Source organism: Mesorhizobium sp., assembly GCF_017306585.1.
Classification (GTDB): Bacteria; Pseudomonadota; Alphaproteobacteria; order Rhizobiales; family Rhizobiaceae; genus Mesorhizobium.
Map to the genome: position 1 here is coordinate 1 of NZ_JAFKIC010000187.1, position 20,398 is coordinate 20,398.

Here is a 20,398-nt window from a genome sequence, read left to right on the forward strand (position 1 = left end):
GGCGCGGTCTTCCCTTCTCCCCTTGTGGGAGAAGGTGGCCTCGCGAAGCGAGGTCAGATAAGGGGTGTTCCAGCCGGGCGATACAGCTACTCGAGAAAGCCCGCCCCACCAAGACGGCACAAAATTGCCGCCGTCATCGCCATGGCTGCAAACTCGTGTCGCGAACATAGGCAATGATGGTGTCGCAGACTGAATCCAGCTCCCGCAGCACATCATCATTCCAAAAGCGCAGGATGCGGAACCCCCGCAGTTTCAATTCGGCGTCCCGCTCATGATCGTGAGCAGAATCTGCGTGCTGACTCCCGTCTATCTCAACGATCAGCATTGCCTCCGCACACAGAAAGTCAGCAACGAAGCGTCCAATCGGCACTTGGCGGCGGAACTTGATCCGGTCGAGCTTTCTACCGCGCAATTCGCGCCAGAGCTTATCCTCGGCCTCGGTCAGGTCACGCCGCAAGGTTCGGGCAAAACGTCTTTTCTCCGGCAGGACGGGTTGGTGTGGCATCCCAGGACAATAAGTAAGGTTGGCGTTCACTGGAACACCCCTCATCCGACCTCGCTTCGCGAGGCCACCTTCTCCCACAAGGGGAGAAGGGAGAACCCCAACGCCAGCCCCCTAATGGCAACACGCCCCGCCATACTGCAGCTGCTCGTGCCAGTCAGGCCGACCTTCCGGCGTGAAATCCATCAGGTTCCACAGGATCTCGCAGGTGCCGATGGCGCGCGGGTCCTGGCCGGGCTCGGGCGGCGCGAAGCCGAGTTCCGACGACCAGAAGTGCCTGATGCCGTCGGCATCTCGATGGAACACCGACAACAGCGGCAGCTGCGCGCCGTCGGCGTCCTCGGCATTGTAGTCGCGCTTGAAGCTGTTGCCCGCCGCTGACACCAGCCGCATGTTGCGCCAGCCCTTGTCGCGGCCGAGCGTGAGGACATTCTCCAGCGCGGTCTTGGTCACGACGGCGAAGCTGAAGCCGGCCGCTTCGAGATGCCCGACCGCGCCGTCGAGCTGGTCGAGCAGCGCGGTGCAGGAGGGGCATGGCTGGTCCGGCCGGGCGAGCCTCGCCGTGCCGCCGCTGGTCGCCACGTCGCGGGTCTCCATGGGGTGGCGCGGAAACATCATGTTGTAGAGGATCAGCGTGTCCTTGCCGGGTGCGAACAGGTCCGACAGCTTCACCTTGGCCGGCTTGCCGCCGGCATCCAGCCCGTCGAACACATAGTCCTGCGGCACCAGCCCGCCGGGCGGCAGCGCGCGGCGCGCCTCGGCCACGGCCTCCATGGCGCGGCGCAGTTCGATTTCCTTCTTCAACAGCTTTTCGCGCGCGGTGCGGTACTTCGCGGATTCGTTGGGAAAGGTGATCATGATCGGCTCCCTGTTGTCGCGCCGGCGTCCCGGCGCGTGTGGCTCTGCCACCCAAGGACGGATCGCCGCGATCGGTTCCGACATTTTTGCAGAGAGAGAAAGCCGACATTGCCCCTCCGGCTGATCGCCTGGCGTCCGGGAGCCGCGCCTGAACGATCGAACCGAAGGAAAAGAAGACAAGGCGCCGGATATCCGGTCAACCCTCCCAGTCCACCTCGACCATGCCGAGCCTGTTGTAGAGCCGCACGGCGGCAGTGCTGTCCACCGTGTTGGTCTTGAGATCGACATGGGCGGCGCCCCGGTCGCGAAACACCGCGAAGGCGTGCCGCATCAGCGCCTCGCCTATGCCCTTGCCGCGATCCTGCGCATGGACGACGAGATCCTTGACGAAGGCCGAAGTCCAGCAAAGGGCGGCGCCCGCCAGCCGGCCCCTGTCGTCGATCACGAGGAAGCACAGCGCCGGATCGAATTCGGGATCATCCGCGATGCGCGGCCACCAGTCCTCGAACGGGCCTTCGGCGCCATCGTTGTAGACTTCGCCAAGCAGCGCATGCAGCGCCGGTGCATCGCCGGGCTCCAGGCAACGCATGACGAAACCGTCGGGCCAGTGCGGTTGAACCAGCGTCTCGTCGAGAATCCTGCGCAGCCGGATGTCGTTCGGGGCCGGCGGGCGCGGCATCGCGCTCAGGCGTCGGGCTGGGCGCGCCGCTTGCGGTCGACGCCGAGGCCGGTCGCCTCGAGCAGGCCCTTGCGCTTGGCGTCGAAATAATAGCCGGTCTGGTAGAGCCAGTCGGCCTTCTTGGCGTTGCCGTCGGACACCAGCCAGGCGCCGCGCAGATATTTGACCGCGTATTTCAGGTTGGTCTCGGCGTCGAACAGGCCCTTGGCCGGCCCGTCATAGCCCATGCCGCGCGCCGTCGCGTGCTTGATCTGCATCAGGCCCCAGTGGCCGTTGTTGTAGGCCTTGGGATTGTAGGTGCTTTCGCGGTTGACGACGTGGCGCACCAGATCGACCGGCACCTGGTAGAGCGCGGCGTATTTGACGATCAGCCGGTCGACCTCGCCGCGCATGCCGGTGGCGTGCTGTTCGGGCTCGGCGGGGCTGAGCGGCGCGGCCGGGAACTGGACAAGTGCTGCCGGATTCTGCGGCACGACATAGGCCACCTGCTGCACGCCGGGCATGACTTTCTGGCCGCCGGCGGTGGCCGGCACGATAAGGCCGGCTGTCGTATAGGTCTCGGCGGACTTGATCACCGGCAGACCTGCCTTGGCCGGCTCGCCTTCCTTGATCGGCTGGCCTGCTTTCGCCGGTGCCGGCGCCTGCCAGGCATTGGTGCCGACGACCATGATGGCGGGCACGGCCGGGCCCTTGGGCGTCGCGCCGGCAAAGGCCGCGGTCGCGGCGGCCGGCTGCGCTGCGGCCTCGCCTTCTGAAATGACGGCGGCTCCGGGCGCCGCTTCGGCGGTCTGGACAGGGGCGATGCCCGAGGATTGCGGCAGCACCGAAACCGTCTCCGGCAATGGCACGGTAAAGCCGGCATCGCTGCCGGCAACGGTCGCGGTTTCAGTCAGCGCCGGCGCGGCTTTCATCTGCGAGGTCGAGGTGCAGCCGCTCATGCCGGCAGCCGCCACGATCACGCCGATGGCGATAAGGGTTTGTTTTGCTGGCAAGCCGCGCTCGAAGTCCGGTTTGTCGGGTCGTTAAGATTTCCCTTACACCAGCGATTCCTGGTGGGCAATCGGGGCCATCTGGTGGTTTTCGGGTGGCGGGACGCGGGCAGCAATGCCATATTGTTCCCTGTATGTACCGGCAGGAATGCCGGAGTTTCGCCGCTTTGCGGAAAGGAGCGCATCATGGAAACGACGCCTTCGATCACATCAGGCCACGCAGTGTTAGAAACAGTGATCGGCTTCATGGGCATCGCCTGGAGCGAAAAGGGCCTGATCCGGCTCTGCCTGCCCGAGCGCAGCCGCGAAGCGATCGAGCGCCGGCTGATGCGCCATGCCGGCGTCTCCGCCTCCACCGTACAGCCGCCCTGGGTGGTCGAGCTCATCGCCTCGATCAAGGCCTATGCGGCCGGCGAGGATGTCGATTTCACCGGCGTTCCCGTCGACCTCGACGGCATCGACGATTTCCGCCTCGCCATCTACCGGGCGGCGCGCAAGCTGAGCTATGGCGAGACCACCACCTATGGCGAACTCGCCAGGCGCGCCGGCCACGCCGGCCTGCCGCGCGAGACAGGCGCGGCCCTTGGCGCCAATCCTGTGCCGCTGGTCATTCCCTGTCACCGCATCCTTGCCGCCGGCGGCAAGATCGGCGGCTTCTCGGCGCCCGGCGGCTCGGTCACCAAGGAAAAGATGCTGGCCATGGAAGGCGTGCGCGTCGGCCCGCCGCCGCCCGCGCAGGTGTCTTTCGGCTTTTAGGTGCCGAAACCGACATGGAGCGCGTCGCCTGAATCCGTTTCAGCGCGACGCGCTCTAATGGTGCCGCAGGAAGCGGCGACGGAAATGGTCGTTGTCCGGCCGCTTGCAATTGTAGACGGGGCAGGACTTGGTGTCGGCGCTCGGCACATAGGCGCGTGTCCTCACCTCGCCCATGGTGCAGAACTGCTGGCTCTGCACATAGCGGTCGTAGAGCGGCAGCCCCGGCACGCGCGTCGACTGGTAGCGCAGTATGACCGCGCCCTGGCGCGCGATCGTCGACTGGACCTTGCCGCAGCTCATATGGGTGGGGTCGTAGCGCGAGATGGCGTGGGCCTCGGCGGCGACCAGCGTCAGGCAGGCGGCGAGCAGAATTGTCTTCATGGTTTCCTCCCCTGATCGGCGGCCTGTGGACGGCGCGATCCCTGGCAAGGCTTTCACCAGATTAGGGCTTCCGTTGGGCAACCCCGGCATCACAGGCTTCTCACGCAGTCTTGTTTTTGGGATCAAAGCAGCCTATATCAGCCCCATTGATATTTCGGCCGATCGATCCGGGCCTCGCGATATTCGCGTTTGCTGACGTCTATCTCCAAAATCTCGATGCACACCGGCTGGATTTCGGTCCAGTCAAACTAAAGCAAATGTGAAGGACTATCAAAATGGCAACTGGAACGGTCAAGTGGTTCAACGCCACCAAGGGCTTCGGCTTCATCCAGCCCGACACCGGCGGCGCGGACGTTTTCGTCCACATCTCCGCTGTCGAGCGCGCTGGCATGTCGACCCTGGTCGAGGGCCAGAAGATCAACTTCGAGATCGAGCAGGACCGCCGCACCGGCAAGTCGTCCGCTGGTTCTCTGAGCAAGGCAGCCTGATTTTGCACGAGGCGCGCGCCGGGTGAGAGCCCGGGGCGCGCGGCAAGTCACGGATGTACTGACGGTCGCGCGAGAAGCGCGCCGGAGCGGAAAGACCCGACAAGCTGGATCAGCAGATAGCTGCCAGCCCGGACCGGACGCTCCCGATCAGGCTACCGAAAATGGGAAGGCGGGATTTATCCCGCCTTTTTATTTGCCCGCAGTTCAAACGACCGCCCTGACCGGCTTTACTCGACCCGGTTTCGCACCAGCGCCGCGGTCTGGCGCAGCCAGTCCGCCGGATCACCGCGATGGTAGATCCGCTCCGACGGTTCGATGTTGTCGAGGAACATCTGGTAGATCACCGCCCGTCTGGCCGTGGCGATCGGCGCGAGCAGGTCTGCGGCGCGGGCGGGATCACAGCCAGGCACCCTGGCCAGCCATTCGCCATTCCAGTGCCCCCTGACGGCCTCCGCGTGGTGCGGCGGGACGACCTCGAGAAAGGCCGACTGGTCAAGCAGGGGATGGCCGATGCCGCTGTCTCCCCAGTCGAGCAGTGTGAACTGTTGCCCCGTTCCGCGAAAATTGCCGGGATGGCAATCGCCATGGACGAGCGTATCCGGCAATCCGCAGGCCTGGAGTGCGGCAAACCGGGCGGCGAGACCATCCAAGAAACCCTGCAGCGATGCCTGTTCATCCCCTGACAGTTCCTGGCTTGTCCGCCGCACCACGTCGGCGATCGCGCCTGACAGGCTCGAACCCCTCCAATCGGGCAACCGCATCGCGCGCAATTCCTCGACCCGGCCGATCCACGAAGCCTGGATGCCGACGAGCAGTGTCACCATGCCGAGCAGTTGCGATAGTGAAGCCTCGTACATGTCGTCGCCGGGAATCTCGGCAAGCAGGGCACGCCCGTGCTCATCGTGGCCGAGCAGCGTTGGAACATGCCGGCCGGCCAACGCCGTGATGATGCGGGCCTCATGCGCGAGGAATGGCGGTACGACCTTCAGCCAGGCCGATTGGCGGCCGACGGGTATGCGCCAGACGCTGGACAGATTCCAACTGCGGATCTGCACGGGTTTGCCGGTCGGCGCCAGGCCATGCCCGGCGAGAACCCGCTGCGCCCAGGCGAGATCGGCCGCGGGCCCGCCGGGCTCCGCGTAAGCCTGGCGCAGCGGATGAGCCTCGATCTTCCCTGGCCGGATTTGCGCCGGCACGGGTTTCGCGATCTCGGCCAGATAAGTGACTTCCCCGCCAGGCCCCTGGTCGGGGCTTGCCTCAAGCAGGCGCAGGATCGTCACCTCGATGCCATGATGCTCGTGCGCGGCCCGCACTACAGACTCCACCTCCTGCCGCCAGGGAACGTCGACAGGAAATGGTGGCAAGCAGCCGACCACCGCGCCGTCCGGCGTCGACAGCACCAACCGGGCTCTGCGCTGCGGCAACCTGCTCAGCCCACCCACCCGATCGGCACATGGCCGGGGTCCGCCTCCACGCGCTTCAACCAGGCCGCCACCGCCGGATAGGCATCCAACTGGAAGCCGCCCTGCTCCGCCGTGTGCGTATAAGCGTAGAGCGCGATGTCGGCGACGCTGTAGGCACCGGCGAAAAAGGCGTTTTTCTCCAGATATCTGTTCATCACGCCGAGCGCCTTGTTGCCGCGCTCCAGCGTCACCGCCAGCCGCTCCGGCGTCGCATCGGCGGCGCGCTCGGGAAAGGTCAGCAGCGCCTTGCGCACGGCGATGTAAGGCTCGTGGCTGTATTGCTCGAAGAACAGCCACTGATAGGCGAGCCCGCGTTCATACTTGTCCGTCGGCAGGAAGCGCGTGCCCTCGGCGAGATAGAGCAGGATGGCGTTGGATTCGGCGAGCCGCCGGCCATCGTCGAGCTCGAGCAGCGGCACCATGGCGTTCGGATTCTTGGCGACGAAATCGGCCTTTCGCGTGTCGCCGGTATGCGAGCTCACCTCTATGGTGGTGAAGGCCAGGCCGAGCTTGGCCATCAGCAGGCGCGGCTTGTAGCAATTGCCGCTGTCGATCATGCTGTAGAGTATCATGGACGGTCCCCGGAGCTTGCTTCCAGGGCGATTATCGCAGCGGCGGCGGCCTCAACCAATGATTTGTTTTGGTGGGACGATGAGCGGCGCTGATGAGAGGGTGTCGCAGCCGCCGACGCGCCTAGCCGAACAGCGGCACGACATTGTTGTCCCTGCCCAGTAGCGCATCGACGGCGAGCGGTTCCTCCTTGAAGAGCGTGCCCGCAAGCGCCGGTCGGGCGAGCAGGAAACCCTGCAGCAGATCGACGCCGGCATCGAGCGCGACGCGCAGATGGTTCGGCTGCTCGATGCCCTCCACCAGCACCCTGGCGTCCTGGTCGTGCAGGCTGGAGACCAGCGGCCGGAAGAAGCGCTCGGCCGCGGCGTGACGGCAGAACTCGGCGAACCAGCCGCCGTCGATCTTAACGATATCGGGCTTGAGCAGGCTCACCCGCTCCTCGGTCGAATGGCCGGTGCCGAAATCGTCGATGGCGATGCGGATGCCGTCGCGCCGCATTTCGTGCGCCAGCCGGGCCAGCAGCGTGTCGTCCGCCGCCTGTTCGGTGATTTCGCAGACCAGCATGCCAGGCGCCAGGCCAAGCTCGCCCAGATACCTGCTCATCAGCCGGATCTCGGCCAGCGCCCGCCCCGGATGATCGTTGACCAGCGGATTGTAATTGAAGAACAGGTCGAGCCCGTCGACGCCGATGTTGGGAAAATTCCTCAGATGCAGCACCCGGCACATGGTCTCGACGAACAGCCGGTCCGTCGCCTCGACACTGTCGAAGAACGCCTGCGGCGCCACCGGCCGGCCGGCGCGGTGCGGCTCGATCAGGCCTTCGACCGCCACCGGATGCAGGAAATGGCCGTGCGGCGCGAAGATCGGCTGATAGGCGCTGCGCAGCCGGAAGTCGCCATGCACGCCATATTCGATGCCGACCTCGTCGACGAAGATCGCATCGCCGACATCGCGCCGCCGCTCACTGCTCATGGCGTCACCCTGCGTCCGAAGGCCTTGGCCGGCCGCGCCGGGCGCGGGGCGACAGGCACCGAGGCGGGCGCGTCGCTGGCGGCGGCAGCCGACGCGGGGCCGCTCCTGCCGAAGACGCGGAAACTTGTCGGCGCCAGTTCCGGGCGGGCCAGCACGTAACCCTGGACCATCGAGGCGCCGGACCGCTCGGCAAGCTCCAGTTGCCAGCCCTCCTCGATGCCCTCGAACACGGTGCGGATACCTTGCGCCTCGAAGCTCTTCACCATGGTGGTCAAGAGCGCGAAGCCAGCGCCGGATTCCATCAGCTGCGTGATCCAGTGGGCGTCGAACTTGACGATATCGGGCTTCAATTCCTTGATGCGCTTGATGTCGGAATCGTCGGCGCCGTAATCATCGACGGCGATGCGGAAGCCGCTGGCCTTCAGCGCCGCGACGAAACTGTGCAGCGTCTCCTGCGATGCCGATTTCTGCTCGGTCACCTCGCACACGACACGGCCCGGATCGATGCCGGCTTCGTGCAGCACCAGCCGCATTTCGCGCAAGGCATTGTCGGCGATCGACCGGTCGGTGAACACGGACGGATCGAAATTGACGAAGATCGACGCCTCCTGCGGCAGGCAGGCTCCGGCATTGAGCAGATGCAGCGTCCTGGTCAGCGCCTCGACATGCAGGCGGTCGGCCGCCGGGCAGGTCGAGAAGAAGCTCATCGGCGATTGCGGCTCGCCATTGCGAAACGGCCGGATCAGCCCCTCGAAGGCGGCAACCGACAGCTTGCCTTCCTTGAAGGCGAAGATCGGCTGGAAAGCGCTTTGCAGCGTATAAATGCCCCAGACACCGCTGGAGGTGCCGTCATCATGACGGATGATATGGGCGAGCCCGATGCTGCGCGACACTGTTCCTCGCTCCGCGAACCGGCGGAATTGGTGTGCGATCCTGCCATGCAAGCCTCTACCGCCCGTTAATGAACTTTCTGTTGCCAATCGCGCCTCCCAATCACGCCGCATTGACCGCGACGGCCCGCCTGGCCCAGACGAGAAGACTTGCACTGGCGGGAATCATGCGACATGAGAAGCGCCGCGGCCGCTCCTGGCCGCGCGATCCTCTTGAGGAGAGATATCCGGTCATGGCCTTTCTTGCCGACACCCTTTCCCGCGTTAAGCCTTCCGCCACCATCGCGGTGACGCAGAAAGCCCGCGAGCTGAAAAATGCCGGCCGTGACATTATCGGCCTCGGCGCCGGCGAACCGGATTTCGACACGCCCGACAATATCAAGAATGCGGCGATCGAGGCGATCCGCCGCGGCGAGACCAAATACCCGCCGGTTTCCGGCATCGTGCCGCTGCGCGAGGCGATCGCGAAGAAGTTCAAGCGCGAGAACAATCTCGACTACAAGCCCGAGCAGACCATCGTCGGCACCGGCGGCAAGCAGATCCTGTTCAACGCCTTCATGGCGACTCTGAACCCCGGCGACGAGGTCATCATCCCCCGCCCCTACTGGGTCAGCTACCCCGAAATGGTGGCGATCTGCGGCGGCACCTCGGTGTTCGCCGACACCTCGATCGACAACGGCTTCAAGTTGACGGTGGCGGTGCTGGAGAAGGCGATCACGCCGAAGACCAAATGGCTGCTGATGAATTCGCCGTCCAACCCGTCAGGCGCCGCCTACACCGAGGCCGAGCTGCGCGCGCTGGCCGACGTGCTGCTCAAGCATCCGCATGTCTGGACGCTGACCGACGACATGTACGAGCACCTGACCTATGGCGATTTCGTCTTCAAGACCATCGCCGAGGTCGAGCCGAAGCTCTACGAGCGCACGCTGACCATGAACGGCGTGTCGAAAGCCTATGCCATGACCGGCTGGCGCATCGGTTATGCCGCCGGCCCCGTCCAGCTCATCAAGGCGATGGACATGATCCAGGGCCAGCAGACCTCGGGCGCCTGCACCATCGCGCAATGGGCTTCGGTCGAGGCGCTCAATGGCCCCCAGGACTTCATCGCCAAGAACAAGGCGATCTTCCAGGGGCGGCGCGACCTCGTCGTCTCGATGCTCAACCAGGCGCGCGGCATCACATGCCCGTCGCCGGAAGGCGCCTTCTATGTCTATCCGTCCTGCGCCCAGCTGATCGGCAAGAAGACCAAGGCCGGCAAGGTCATCGATACCGACGAGGCCTTCTGCTCGGAACTGCTCGAGGCCGAGGGCGTGGCGGTGGTGTTCGGCTCGGCCTTCGGCCTCGGCCCGAACTTCCGCATCTCCTACGCCACTTCGGATGCGCTGCTGGAAGAAGCCTGCACCCGCATCCAGCGTTTCACCGCCTCGCTGACCTGACCGCGGCAAAGCCGCATACCTGACTGCAAGAACCCGGCTCGCGCCGGGTTTTTTGTTCTTGCTGTAGCCTCAAGCCTGCTGCTTCGCGGCTTTCGCGACGCGCGCCTCGGCTGGCGTCAGCACGGTAAGCAGCAGCGCGGCGGTGATAAAGGCGACGATCGCCGCCGTCAGCATCGCGGCATGGAAACCGCCGGCATAGGCGCTGGCGAAGAGTTCGCGCACGCCGCTCTCGCCGATCGCGGCGTCGGTTGCGAAATCGTGCCGGGAAACCGCCGCCCGGGCCGCCGCCTCGGCATTGGCGACCCCGGCATCACCGAGATAGCCGGCAAGCAGGCTGGTCGCCCGCATGCTCATCAGCGCGCCGAGCAGCGCAATGCCGATGGCAAGGCCGCTCTGGCGCGTGGCATTGATCACCGCCGACACCATCCCCGAACGCTCGCGCGGGGCGTAGGACATGGCGGCGGCACTGCCGGTCGGGATCGCCAGCGAATTGCCGACCCCGTTGACGACGAAGAGCAGGCAGAGAAAGCCATAGGGCGTCGATGGCACGGCCCAGCACATGCCGAGCATGGAAAGACCGATGCCGACATAGCCCAGCGTCATCAGCGCCGAATGTCCGAAGCGCGCGCTCAACCTGCCGATCCACGGCGACAGGAGGATCTGGACGATGAAGGCCGGCGCCATGCGCAGGCCGGTCTGCGTCGGCGACCAGCCCTGCACCTGCTGCAGGAACATCGAGAAGAAGAAGACGCTGCTGTAGGAGGCGAAGCCGAGCGAGAACGAGGCGACGTTGGCGACGGCGAAGCGCACATCGGCGAACAGGCCAAGCGGCAGCATGGGCCGCGGCGTGCGCGCCTCGAAGGCGAGGAAGGCCGCGAGGCCGGCGACGCCCGCGATCAACGCCACGACCGTTTTGGTATCGCCCCAGCCATGCTCACCGGCCGAGATCAGGCCGAAGGTCAGCGCGCCCAGCCACACTATGCTGAGCGCCAGGCCGACGAGGTCGAGATGGGCATGTTCGGGGTGCGCCGTCTCGCCGATCGAGACCGCGCCGAGCACGATGGTGACGAGGCCGAGCGGCAGGTTGATCAGGAAAATGCTCTGCCAGCCGACCGCCTCGACCAGAATGCCGCCGAGCACCGGACCGACCACCAGCGAGACGGCGGCGAAGGACGCCCAGCCGCCGATGACGCCGGCGCGCTCGCGCGGATCGGGGAAGGCCTGCGTCAGGATCGACAGCGCGCCGGGAATGAGCAGCGAGCCGGCAATGCCCTGCACCACGCGTCCGGCCAGCAGCACCGCCAGGTTCGGCGCCACCGCGCAGATCAGCGAACCGATGACGAAGATGCCGACGCCTGCCAGCCAGGAACGCTTGCGGCCATAGCGGTCGCCGATCAGGCCCGAGGACAGCATGAAGGCCGACAGGCACAGCGTATAGGCATCCACCACCCATTGCAGCCCGCCGAAATCGGTGTTCAGCGCCTGCTGGATGGTCGGCAACGCGACATTGACGATGCTGACGTCGAGCAGCGCGACGAAGGAGCCGAGATAGACGGCGGCGACGAGTGGCAGGCGGTTCGTCATGACAGAGTCCATATGCTGGTTTCGCAGCCATCTATCCCACTGACCGACGGTCAGTCAATAACTGTAAGTCACTTTGGAATCATTATAAAAAGCTTGTTTCATCAGCCAGAAGCAGGATAAGGAAAGCGACTGAGCCAACCCGGCGAAAAACCCGATGGTGAGCGGAATCATATGCCTGTCGTTGCCAGGAAAGCGCTGAAACCACGCACCAAGCCGGCCGAGATTCGCCGCGAGGACATCCTTCGCGCTGCTACCGCGCTGTTCATCGCCAAGGGCGTCGGCACCACGACCATCGACGAAATCGCCACTCGCGCGGAAGTGGCCAAGGGTACCTTCTATCTCTACTTCGCCTCCAAGGAAGATGTCGTCGCCGCGCTACGCGAGCGCTTCGTCACCGGATTTCGCGACCGCATCCATCGCGCCATCGGCGCTTGCCCGGCCGATGACTGGACCGCCCGCTTGAAGAGTTTCGTGCAGGCCGGCATCGCGGCCTATCTCGATGAGTATCAACTGCACGACGTCGTCTTTCACGACCACCGGCCCGACCAGCGCCGGATGAAAGGCGACAATCCCTTGCTTGGCGATCTTTCCAGCCTGCTGGCTTCGGGCACACGGGCAGGCGCCTGGTCGGTCGATCACCCGGATCTTGCCGCCATCGTGCTGTTCAACGGACTGCACGGCACCGTCGATCATGCCATCGAGCACGGCATTCTGGACGGCGGCGGGCTTGCCGAAAATCTCTCGGCACTGTTTCTCAGGATGCTGCGGCCCGATTAGACGGACGGTCGGCGCTCAGCCGTCATACTGCTCGCCGGAAACCGCTTCCAGCCAGTCGACATGGACGCCGTCAGCCGCCTCCTGCATGGCGAGATGCGTCATCGCCGACTTGGGCGCCGCACCATGCCAGTGCTTCTCGCCGGGCGCGAAGAAGATAACATCCCCTGCCCTGATCGCCTGGACCGGTCCACCCCAGGTCTGGGCAAGGCCCGCGCCCGACGTGACATAGAGCGTCTGGCCGAGCGGATGTGTGTGCCAGTGCGTGCGCGCACCCGGCTCGAAGCTGACCAGCGTGGCCCTGAGCCGCGCCGGCGCCTCGGCCTCGATCACAGGCGTCTGCAGCACCCGGCCGGTGAAATATTTGTCCGGTGCTATGATGGTCGGCACGCTGCCGCAAGCAATGATCTTCATCGTCTGGTCCTGAAACTGGGAGTGACGCGACCGGCGGAAACGGCCGCTGCCCACGAGGCTGGCAGCACTCTCGGCCGATATCGTCCGGCGCGCAACCGGCCGTTTCGTCCACCATTGTCCCGCGCGGTTTTTTCTCCTTAACCATGAACCGTCCCATCAGGGCGCGACGCGGTGAAAAGATGGCGAATTCAATGTCTTCTTAACGGCTGCGCACTAGCCGTGAGCCTGCATTGCGGGAGCTGGCGAATGAGCATACTGGCGACGATCAAGGACCATAGCGGCCGGATCTATCGCGGCATCCAGGGGCTGCTTGTGCTCAGCATCGCCACGGCAGCGGCCGGTACCCTGGACATATCGCGGCATCTGCCCTCGAGCAACGCTTTCGCCATCTCCACCCTGGCGACCAGCCTCGCCCTGCTGGCGCTGATGTATATGCGCAGCAGCGTCGTCCATCGACTGCGATCGGCGGAAGCCGCCGAAGCGGAGAAGCACCATTTCCTGACCAGGGACGCCATGACCGGGGCAATGACCCGGCGCTATTTCTTGGAAGCGCTGCGCGACAGCCTGGGCACCATGCGCGACAGGCGCGAGGCGAGCTTGCTGCTCATCGACCTCGACCATTTCAAGCAGCTCAACGACACGTTCGGGCACCAGTTCGGCGACCTCACCCTGACGCATCTGGTCAAGACCTGCGAGCGCATCTTTGCCGGCAGCATGGTTGGACGCCTGGGTGGCGACGAATTCGGCGTCATCATCCCTCACAGCGACCTCGCCGCCATCAACAGGGATGTCCGGCAGTTGCTGGATGCCATGCGCGCCGGCAAGTCGCACGAGGGCAAGACCATTCCGCTTTCCATTTCGGTCGGCGTGGCGCTGGCGCCGGCCCATGCCTCGAACACGACCGAACTGATGCTGGTTGCCGATCTGGCGCTTTATGAGAGCAAGGCCGCGGGCCGCGGGCGCGTCACCGTCTTCGACGAGGAGATGCTGTCCGACAAGCGTTACCGGCGTCTGGTCGAACGGGAACTGCGCGCCGCGATCTATCTCGGCGAGCTCGAACTGCACTACCAGCCGATCGTCAACCCGGACGGCTCGACCCATGCCCCCGAAGGTCTGCTCCGCTGGCGCCATCCGGTTCGCGGCCTGATCCCGCCGGCCGAATTCATCCCGATAGCCGAGCGCTCGACCCTGATCGACATGCTGGGCGAATGGGTGTTCAAGCGCGCCTGCGCCGACATAGTTCACTTCCCGGGGCGTCGCATCTCGATCAACGTTTCCGGCGAGCAGCTCAAGCGCGACGAGATCGTCACCATGTGCGACCGCGTGCTGAAGGAAACCGGCCTGTCCGCGGCGCAGTTCATCATCGAGATCACGGAGACCGTTGCGACCGCCGCCTCGCCCGAGATACTGCGGCGCCTCGAAGCGTTGCGCGGCCTCGGCTTCCACATCGCGCTCGACGATTTCGGCACCGGCCATTGCGGTTTCAACTATCTCAAAACCCTGCCCATCGACATCATCAAGATCGATCGCTCCTATATCCGCAGCCTCGCCCATGACCAGGTGGCGCAGATCTTCGTTTCGGCGCTGGCGCAGATCGCGCGTATCCAGGACGTCACCATCGTGGCCGAAGGCGTTGAAACACAGGAAGAATTCGCTCTCGCCAAGGCGGCCGGCTGCAATCGGTTCCAGGGCTATTTCTTCGGCCGGCCGGCCCAGCGCGACAAGCTCGCGCCGCTTGCCCGCCAGCCGGTCGAAGCGCTCGCGCTCAGCGCCTGACCACGCCAGCCGCGCCGGCTTCCTATTTTCCTTGCCCTGCCGCCAAACAAGTGGGACGATGAAAGCGGGCAGGTCGAAACAGGCCCGCTCGCGACGGTCGAACAGGCCGGCCGCCGCTCAGGACCGATTGACCTTGGTCTGAACCATGAATGCCAGTCGGTCCCCCAGGTAAACGCCTGAGTGGAGGTCAGTCATGGGTACTCGCGCCGGAGGACGACGCACGGGACCGAAATGCATTGCCATAGTCGGTCCCTTCGCAAGCGGTAAGACGACACTTCTCGAAGCCATATTGGCCCGCACGGGCGCCATCCCCCGCCAGAACCCGGTTTCCTCGGGCAACACCGTTTCAGATCATTCGCCCGAGGCGCGCGCCCACGCCATGAGCGTCGAGGCGTCGGTTGCCACCACCGAATTCATGGGCGAGCAACTGACCTTCGTCGACTGTCCCGGTTCGATCGAATTCTCCTTCGAGGCCGAACCGGTGCTGGCCGCCTGCGACCTCGCCGTCGTCGTCGCCGAGGCCGACGAGAAGAAGATTCCCGCTTTGCAGCTCATCATGCGCAAGCTCGATGATCTCGGCGTGCCGCGCCTGTTATTCCTCAACAAGGTCGACAAGGCGATATCAGGCGTGCGCGACACGCTGAAGATGCTGCAGCCGGCAAGCTCGGTGCCGCTGCTGCTGCGCCAAATCCCGCTGCGCAAGGACGGCGTCGTCATCGGCTCGATCGACCTCGCGCTGGAGCGCGCCTATATCTACCGCGAATATGCCGAGAGCGAGGTGGCCGGCATTCCCGACGACGACAAGGCGCGCGAATTGGAAGCCCGCTTCTCCATGCTGGAGACGCTGGCCGACCATGACGACCATCTGATGGAGCAGTTGCTCGAGGAGATCGAGCCGCCGAAGGACGCAATCTTCGACGACCTTGCCGCAGACCTGCGCGACGGCGCGGTGACGCCGGTGCTGATCGGCACGGCGGAGAAGGGCAACGGCGTTCTGCGCCTCCTGAAGGCGATCCGTCATGATGCGCCCGACATCGAGGCGACCCGCAAGCGGCTCGGCGCCCCCGACGGCAATGCCACCGTGGTCCAGGTGATGAAGACCATCCACACGCCGCATGGCGGCAAGCTCTCGGTGTCGCGCATCCTGTCCGGCCAGGTCGCGGACGGCCTGGAACTGTGGCTGCCCGGTGGCGGCACCGCCAAGGTGTCGGGTGTCTACAAGCTGCTCGGCAAGGATCAGGTCAAGCTTACCGCCGCCAGGGCCGGCGACACCGTGGCGCTCGGCAAGCTGGACGACGTCAAGACCGGCCAGACGCTGACCTCGGCCAAGGGCGGCACCAGGCAGTTGTTCGATGTCGAGCCGCCGCAACCGGTCTTCGCCTTCGCGCTGCGCCCGAAGGAGCGCAAGGACGAGGTCAAGATGTCGGCCGCGATCCAGCGGCTGGCCGAGGAAGATCCTTCGCTCAGCCTGCGCCACAACCAGGACTCGGCCGAGACAGTGCTGTCCGGTCACGGCGAGATGCATCTGCGCGTCGTGCGCGAGCGGCTTGAGGGCAAGAACCAGATTCCTGTCGAGGGTCACGCCCCGGCGGTTCCCTACCGCGAGACGATCCGCAAATCGGCGCAGCAGCGTGGACGCCACAAGAAGCAGTCGGGCGGCCACGGCCAGTTCGGCGATGTGGTGGTGGAGATCAAGCCGCTTCCGCGCGGCTCCGGCTTCCAGTTCACCGACACCATCACCGGCGGCGTCGTGCCCAAGACCTATATCCAGTCGGTCGAGACAGGCATACGCGACTACCTGAAGTCTGGCCCGCTCGGCTTCCCCGTCGTCGACCTCGCCGTCAACCTGTCGGACGGGTCCTACCATGCGGTCGATTCCTCCGACATGGCTTTCCAGATGGCGGCGAAGCTGGCGATGAAGGAAGGCATGGCCGCCTGCTCGCCGGTGCTCTTGGAGCCGGTGATGAAAGTCGAGATCGTCACGCCGTCGGACGCGACATCGAAGATCATCGCGCTGATCCCGCAACGGCGCGGCCAGATTCTCGGCTATGACGCGCGGCCCGACTGGCCCGGCTGGGACGTCGTCGAGGCGACCATGCCGCAATCCGAGATCGGCGACCTGATCATCGAGCTGCGTTCCGCCACAGCGGGCGTCGCCAGCTACCGCGCCGCCTTCGACCACATGGCCGAGCTCACCGGCCGCCTCGCCGACGAAGCGATGAACGCCAACGGCAAGGCCGCCTGAGCATATCTGCTCCCTGTCCCCTCGAATTTCGGTTCGGGGGGACAAAAACCAAAAACGACGCCCGGGGGGCCGGACGCCGTTTTGTTTTGCGGACCGTTTTCTTGGGAGGAGAAACGGCAGGTCCGCCGCATATGGGGGTCGCCGAAATCCGGCGGAAAAGGTTCGGACGCGGTAGCCGCCTGAGCCCGGGCCGTCCGAGTGATGCCCCCATCTCCCGTCCGAACCACACCGCGTCCTATGGTCTGCTTAGCAGGTCAAGGACGCCCTTGTCATGTTACCAGAGGTTACATGTCACTGTTACGCGGCAATTCCGATGGTTTTTTCAGCCGGCCCGATGACCTCAGGGCAACAAAAAAGCCGGATCAACGAAGATCCGGCTGAGTTTGATTGGAAGTGCCTGTTAAGGCTAACCTCCAGAGGGGAACACTCGAGGGCGCTAATGGGAGGAGAACGCGCCCAGGAGATGATCTATATATCTGCTCATCATGCCCAAGAAACAAGCATCTATTTTGCAACACACGCATGCAAAAAGGCACAGGCTGTGGTCCAACCCATTCCCGGAGCCAATAGGACCAGCAAAATCGTCGAATTGGAGTGCATAGCGGGGCCATTGGCGTCGAGAAAACACCAACGCCAGCCGATTTTACCGCGAAATATCGAAAAACGCCTGATGACCTGCAAACGGGCAGGCGCCGTTTAATTCTGAGGCAACCAGGGGGAAACGTTCAATGCGTGCTTTTTCAGCGATTGCCGGCACCGGCCTTTTCCTGATTGCCGCGCCCGGCGTGGTCGCGGGCCTCATTCCATGGCTGCTCAGCGACCGCTGGGGCTTGCCCTGGTCGCCCGTGCCGGGCTTCGTGCCGGTGGGCGGCGTTCTCGTGGCCGCCGCGATCGCCGTGCTGCTGCATGCCTTTGCCCGCTTCGCGCTGGAGGGGATGGGCACGCCGGCCCCTGTCGCCCCGACCGAGAGGCTGGTGATCGGCGGCGTCTACCGCCACGTCCGCAACCCCATGTATGTCGCCGTGCTGTCGATCATCCTTGGCCAGGCGCTGCTGTTTTCGAGTTGGTCGATCGCCATCTACGCCGTCATCGCGGCGGCAACCATGGCCACCTTCGTCAAGCTCTACGAGGAGCCGACGCTCGCCGACCGTTACGGTGGCGAATACGAAACCTACCGCCGCAACGTCCCCGGCTGGCTGCCGCGCCTGACGCCCTGGCGAGGGTGAAGCTGACTTCCTTAGTGCAGCGCTGCCCCTCACTGTCCTGCCGGACATCTCTCCCCGTATAGGGACGGGGAGAGAGGGGCTGGCCGCAACGCCGGTTTCCTTGCTGCAACGTCCGAGATTGGCGAAATCGCCTGACACAGCGTCCCTCTCCCCGTCCCTATACGGGGAGAGGATGCCGGCAGGCAGGTGAGGGGCAGCGCTGGCCTATGGTCAAAACGACCAGCTTCTCGCCTTCGCAATGATGAAATCGCGGAAGACGTGCAGCTTGGCCTGGTTCTTCATGGCGTCGGGATAGGCGAAATAGGTGTCGAAGGACGGCACCTCGGTTTCTGGCAACAGCTGCACCAGCCCGGAATCCTTGGAGATCACATAATCCGGCAGCATGGCGATGCCGGCGCCGCCCTGCACGGCGCGCTTGATCGACAGGATGTCGTTTATCTGCAGCGACGACACGCGTTGTCCGCCTTCGAAATCGCCGACGGTCTCCAGCCAGTTCAGCTCCGACAGATGCGAGGGCACCGGCAGGCCGAAGGTGACGATGCGGTGATTCCTGAGTTCGGACACCGAGGCCGGCTTGCCGTGCTTGGCGACATAGGACGGCGCGGCGTAGAGATGGAAATGCACGGTGAACAGGCGGCGCTGGATCAGGTCCGGCTGCTGCGGCTGACGCAGCCGGATGGCGCAGTCCGCCTGGCGCATGGTGAGGTCGAGTTCCTCATTGGCGAGGATCAACTGCAGGCTGATTTCTGGATAGAGCTCGATGAATTCCTGCACCCGCTCGGTCAGCCAGCCGGCGCCGAGGCCGACGGTGGTCGTCACGCGAAGCACGCCTGAGGGACGGTCCTTGGTCTCGGTCAGGCGCGACTTTATGGTTTCGAGCTTCATCAGCACGTCATGCGCCGTGCGGAACAGCATCTCGCCCTGTTCGGTCAGCACCAGGCCGCGCGCATGGCGGTTGAACAGCGGCACGCCGACATCATGTTCGAGCGCGCTCACCTGCCGCGATATCGCCGATTGCGACAGATGCAGCGTCTCGGCCGCGTGTGTGAACGACCCCGCTTCCGCCGCAGCGTGAAACACACGTAGCTTGTCCCAGTCCAACGCCATGATTCCCCTCTTTCTACTTGGCGTCTGAATGCAAAATCAGGCTTTTACACGGCCTTTCTAAGCCGCTTTTTTAACAGTTTTACAAGCACCCTATTCCGCCGCTTCGCGATGCACCTCGATGCCGGCGAGATATTTTTCAGCCTCGAGCGCCGCCATGCAGCCGAGCCCCGCCGCCGTCACCGCCTGGCGGTAGACGTCGTCGGTCACGTCGCCGGCCGCGAACACGCCAGGCACGTCGGTGCGCGTCGAATCCGGCGCCGTCCACAGATAGCCGTTCGGCTTCTGCTTGAGCTTGCCGACGAACAGCTCGACCGCCGGTGCATGGCCGATGGCCACGAAGACGCCGTCGACCTTGAGGTGGCTTTCGGCGCCGGTCACCGCATGCTTGAGCTTCAGCCCTTCGACCGAAGGCGGCAACGGCGCCTTGCCGGGACGTCCGGTGATCTCGTCGACGATCGTGTCCCAGATGACGCGGACATTGTCCTTCTTCAAGAGCCGCTCGCGCAGGATGCGCTCGGCACGGAAATCGGAACGCCTGTGGATGACGGTGACGCTCTTGGCGAGGTTCGACAGATAGAGCGCCTCTTCCACCGCCGAATTGCCGCCGCCCACCACCGCGACATCCTTGCCGCGATAGAAGAAGCCGTCGCAGGTGGCGCAGGCGGACACACCGAAGCCCATGAAGTCCTGCTCGGTGGGAATGCCCAGCCACTTGGCCTGCGCGCCGGTGGCGATGATCAGGGCGTCGGCCGTGTAGGTCGTGCCGGAATCGCCCTTAGCGCGGAACGGGCGCACATTGAGGTCGACCTCGGTGATGATGTCGTTGATGATGTCGGTGCCGACATGCTCGGCCTGCTTGAGCATCTGCTCCATCAGCCACGGTCCCTGGATCGGATCGGCGAAGCCGGGATAGTTTTCGACATCGGTGGTGATCATCAGCTGGCCGCCCTGCTGCAGGCCGGCGACGAGCATCGGCTTCAGCATGGCGCGCGCGGCATAGACTGCCGCGGTATAGCCGGCCGGGCCGGAACCGATGATGAGAACGGGCGCGTGCTTGGTGGTCATTTAGAGCCTCTGCGGGGCAGACAACGGGTGTGCCTTGGGAAAAGACGTGGAATGTCGCCGGTAATGTAAGGGTTGCCAACCACGCCAGCAAGGCGGACGGGCCGTCGTCCCCGGAAAGCTTCGGCCCATGTGGATATTCGCGCGACGGCCGCTTTCGTTACCATTCCAAAATCGCGTTGATGAGGGCTGGCGCCGACACAAAAGTCGTTTAATTACAAAATCG

Annotated in this window: 20 protein-coding genes; 7 read left to right on the top strand and 13 right to left on the bottom strand. The window is 64.6% G+C overall.

The window, feature by feature from the left end; genetic code table 11:
• Positions 1 to 133: 133 nt before the first annotated feature.
• The 4 genes from J0I79_RS22625 to J0I79_RS22640 form a co-directional block, all read right to left on the bottom strand.
• Positions 134 to 505 (bottom strand): DUF559 domain-containing protein, encoded by a 372-nt coding sequence (locus J0I79_RS22625; RefSeq protein ID WP_292864277.1) that lies wholly within the window; start codon positions 503 to 505, stop codon positions 134 to 136.
• 111 nt (positions 506 to 616) lie between these two features.
• Positions 617 to 1,360, bottom strand: coding sequence for a DUF899 family protein (locus J0I79_RS22630; RefSeq protein WP_292864223.1), 744 nt, complete (start codon positions 1,358 to 1,360; stop codon positions 617 to 619).
• Positions 1,361 to 1,556: 196 nt separating this feature from the next.
• Positions 1,557 to 2,039 (bottom strand): GNAT family N-acetyltransferase, encoded by a 483-nt coding sequence (locus J0I79_RS22635; RefSeq protein WP_292864224.1) that lies wholly within the window; start codon positions 2,037 to 2,039, stop codon positions 1,557 to 1,559.
• A gap of 5 nt (positions 2,040 to 2,044) precedes the next feature.
• Positions 2,045 to 3,031: a lytic transglycosylase domain-containing protein gene (locus tag J0I79_RS22640; protein WP_292864225.1), complete on the bottom strand. Its 987-nt coding sequence runs from the start codon at positions 3,029 to 3,031 to the stop codon at positions 2,045 to 2,047.
• Positions 3,032 to 3,214: 183 nt separating this feature from the next.
• On the opposite strand from J0I79_RS22640, the gene J0I79_RS22645 reads away from it, so the two are divergent.
• Positions 3,215 to 3,784 carry a methylated-DNA--[protein]-cysteine S-methyltransferase gene (locus J0I79_RS22645; protein ID WP_292864226.1) on the top strand — a complete coding sequence of 190 codons (570 nt, stop codon included), beginning with the start codon at positions 3,215 to 3,217 and terminating at the stop codon, positions 3,782 to 3,784.
• A gap of 54 nt (positions 3,785 to 3,838) precedes the next feature.
• On the opposite strand, the gene J0I79_RS22650 is transcribed toward J0I79_RS22645, so the two are convergent.
• Positions 3,839 to 4,165 carry a hypothetical protein gene (locus J0I79_RS22650; RefSeq protein ID WP_292864227.1) on the bottom strand — a complete coding sequence of 109 codons (327 nt, stop codon included), beginning with the start codon at positions 4,163 to 4,165 and terminating at the stop codon, positions 3,839 to 3,841.
• 275 nt (positions 4,166 to 4,440) lie between these two features.
• Between J0I79_RS22650 and J0I79_RS22655 the strand changes: the two genes are divergently transcribed.
• A complete protein-coding gene (locus J0I79_RS22655) occupies positions 4,441 to 4,653 on the top strand; it encodes a cold-shock protein (protein WP_137934910.1) in 213 nt (70 codons plus the stop codon).
• Positions 4,654 to 4,880: 227 nt separating this feature from the next.
• Here the strand turns inward: J0I79_RS22655 and J0I79_RS22660 are convergent, their stop codons facing one another.
• From J0I79_RS22660 to J0I79_RS22675, 4 genes are all read right to left on the bottom strand, one after another.
• Positions 4,881 to 6,077, bottom strand: coding sequence for a phosphotransferase (locus J0I79_RS22660; RefSeq protein ID WP_292864228.1), 1,197 nt, complete (start codon positions 6,075 to 6,077; stop codon positions 4,881 to 4,883).
• A gap of 5 nt (positions 6,078 to 6,082) precedes the next feature.
• On the bottom strand, positions 6,083 to 6,688 hold the full coding sequence (locus J0I79_RS22665; protein WP_292864229.1) for a glutathione S-transferase family protein: 606 nt from the start codon (positions 6,686 to 6,688) through the stop codon (positions 6,083 to 6,085).
• 121 nt (positions 6,689 to 6,809) lie between these two features.
• Positions 6,810 to 7,658 carry an EAL domain-containing protein gene (locus J0I79_RS22670; protein WP_292864230.1) on the bottom strand — a complete coding sequence of 283 codons (849 nt, stop codon included), beginning with the start codon at positions 7,656 to 7,658 and terminating at the stop codon, positions 6,810 to 6,812.
• Positions 7,655 to 8,551, bottom strand: coding sequence for an EAL domain-containing protein (locus tag J0I79_RS22675; RefSeq protein ID WP_292864232.1), 897 nt, complete (start codon positions 8,549 to 8,551; stop codon positions 7,655 to 7,657). The genes J0I79_RS22670 and J0I79_RS22675 overlap by 4 nt, the downstream gene beginning before the upstream one ends.
• A gap of 230 nt (positions 8,552 to 8,781) precedes the next feature.
• Here J0I79_RS22675 and J0I79_RS22680 point away from each other — a divergent pair, with 230 nt between their 5' ends.
• Positions 8,782 to 9,984, top strand: coding sequence for a pyridoxal phosphate-dependent aminotransferase (locus tag J0I79_RS22680; protein ID WP_292864234.1), 1,203 nt, complete (start codon positions 8,782 to 8,784; stop codon positions 9,982 to 9,984).
• A 69-nt stretch (positions 9,985 to 10,053) separates the two neighbouring features.
• Here the strand turns inward: J0I79_RS22680 and J0I79_RS22685 are convergent, their stop codons facing one another.
• Positions 10,054 to 11,568 carry a DHA2 family efflux MFS transporter permease subunit gene (locus tag J0I79_RS22685; RefSeq protein ID WP_292864236.1) on the bottom strand — a complete coding sequence of 505 codons (1,515 nt, stop codon included), beginning with the start codon at positions 11,566 to 11,568 and terminating at the stop codon, positions 10,054 to 10,056.
• A 171-nt stretch (positions 11,569 to 11,739) separates the two neighbouring features.
• Between J0I79_RS22685 and J0I79_RS22690 the strand changes: the two genes are divergently transcribed.
• Positions 11,740 to 12,345 (top strand): TetR/AcrR family transcriptional regulator, encoded by a 606-nt coding sequence (locus J0I79_RS22690; protein ID WP_292864238.1) that lies wholly within the window; start codon positions 11,740 to 11,742, stop codon positions 12,343 to 12,345.
• A 15-nt stretch (positions 12,346 to 12,360) separates the two neighbouring features.
• Here J0I79_RS22690 and J0I79_RS22695 read toward each other — a convergent pair whose 3' ends face one another.
• Positions 12,361 to 12,756, bottom strand: coding sequence for a cupin domain-containing protein (locus J0I79_RS22695; RefSeq protein ID WP_292864240.1), 396 nt, complete (start codon positions 12,754 to 12,756; stop codon positions 12,361 to 12,363).
• A gap of 246 nt (positions 12,757 to 13,002) precedes the next feature.
• On the opposite strand from J0I79_RS22695, the gene J0I79_RS22700 reads away from it, so the two are divergent.
• From J0I79_RS22700 to J0I79_RS22710, 3 genes are all read left to right on the top strand, one after another.
• Entirely contained in the window at positions 13,003 to 14,532 is a 1,530-nt protein-coding gene (locus J0I79_RS22700) for an EAL domain-containing protein (protein WP_292864242.1), read from the top strand.
• Positions 14,533 to 14,725: 193 nt separating this feature from the next.
• Entirely contained in the window at positions 14,726 to 16,777 is a 2,052-nt protein-coding gene (locus J0I79_RS22705) for an elongation factor G (protein WP_292864244.1), read from the top strand.
• 728 nt (positions 16,778 to 17,505) lie between these two features.
• Entirely contained in the window at positions 17,506 to 18,003 is a 498-nt protein-coding gene (locus tag J0I79_RS22710; protein ID WP_292864246.1) for an isoprenylcysteine carboxylmethyltransferase family protein, read from the top strand.
• 210 nt (positions 18,004 to 18,213) lie between these two features.
• Here J0I79_RS22710 and J0I79_RS22715 read toward each other — a convergent pair whose 3' ends face one another.
• Both J0I79_RS22715 and trxB read right to left on the bottom strand, forming a co-directional pair.
• Entirely contained in the window at positions 18,214 to 19,110 is an 897-nt protein-coding gene (locus tag J0I79_RS22715) for a LysR family transcriptional regulator (protein WP_292864248.1), read from the bottom strand.
• A gap of 90 nt (positions 19,111 to 19,200) precedes the next feature.
• Positions 19,201 to 20,175: a thioredoxin-disulfide reductase gene (trxB, locus tag J0I79_RS22720; RefSeq protein WP_292864250.1), complete on the bottom strand. Its 975-nt coding sequence runs from the start codon at positions 20,173 to 20,175 to the stop codon at positions 19,201 to 19,203.
• Positions 20,176 to 20,398 lie beyond the last annotated feature (223 nt).

Coding starts and splice junctions, on each gene's coding strand:
- J0I79_RS22710 (WP_292864246.1), top strand. CDS start 17,506: ATGCGTGCTTTTTCAGCGATTGCCGGCACCGGCCTTTTCCTGATTGCC.
- trxB (WP_292864250.1), bottom strand. CDS start 20,175: ATGACCACCAAGCACGCGCCCGTTCTCATCATCGGTTCCGGCCCGGCC.
- J0I79_RS22655 (WP_137934910.1), top strand. CDS start 4,441: ATGGCAACTGGAACGGTCAAGTGGTTCAACGCCACCAAGGGCTTCGGC.
- J0I79_RS22715 (WP_292864248.1), bottom strand. CDS start 19,110: ATGGCGTTGGACTGGGACAAGCTACGTGTGTTTCACGCTGCGGCGGAA.
- J0I79_RS22705 (WP_292864244.1), top strand. CDS start 14,726: ATGGGTACTCGCGCCGGAGGACGACGCACGGGACCGAAATGCATTGCC.
- J0I79_RS22625 (WP_292864277.1), bottom strand. CDS start 505: ATGCCACACCAACCCGTCCTGCCGGAGAAAAGACGTTTTGCCCGAACC.
- J0I79_RS22645 (WP_292864226.1), top strand. CDS start 3,215: ATGGAAACGACGCCTTCGATCACATCAGGCCACGCAGTGTTAGAAACA.
- J0I79_RS22630 (WP_292864223.1), bottom strand. CDS start 1,360: ATGATCACCTTTCCCAACGAATCCGCGAAGTACCGCACCGCGCGCGAA.
- J0I79_RS22670 (WP_292864230.1), bottom strand. CDS start 7,658: ATGAGCAGTGAGCGGCGGCGCGATGTCGGCGATGCGATCTTCGTCGAC.
- J0I79_RS22700 (WP_292864242.1), top strand. CDS start 13,003: ATGAGCATACTGGCGACGATCAAGGACCATAGCGGCCGGATCTATCGC.
- J0I79_RS22695 (WP_292864240.1), bottom strand. CDS start 12,756: ATGAAGATCATTGCTTGCGGCAGCGTGCCGACCATCATAGCACCGGAC.
- J0I79_RS22685 (WP_292864236.1), bottom strand. CDS start 11,568: ATGACGAACCGCCTGCCACTCGTCGCCGCCGTCTATCTCGGCTCCTTC.
- J0I79_RS22690 (WP_292864238.1), top strand. CDS start 11,740: ATGCCTGTCGTTGCCAGGAAAGCGCTGAAACCACGCACCAAGCCGGCC.
- J0I79_RS22635 (WP_292864224.1), bottom strand. CDS start 2,039: ATGCCGCGCCCGCCGGCCCCGAACGACATCCGGCTGCGCAGGATTCTC.
- J0I79_RS22650 (WP_292864227.1), bottom strand. CDS start 4,165: ATGAAGACAATTCTGCTCGCCGCCTGCCTGACGCTGGTCGCCGCCGAG.
- J0I79_RS22680 (WP_292864234.1), top strand. CDS start 8,782: ATGGCCTTTCTTGCCGACACCCTTTCCCGCGTTAAGCCTTCCGCCACC.
- J0I79_RS22665 (WP_292864229.1), bottom strand. CDS start 6,688: ATGATACTCTACAGCATGATCGACAGCGGCAATTGCTACAAGCCGCGC.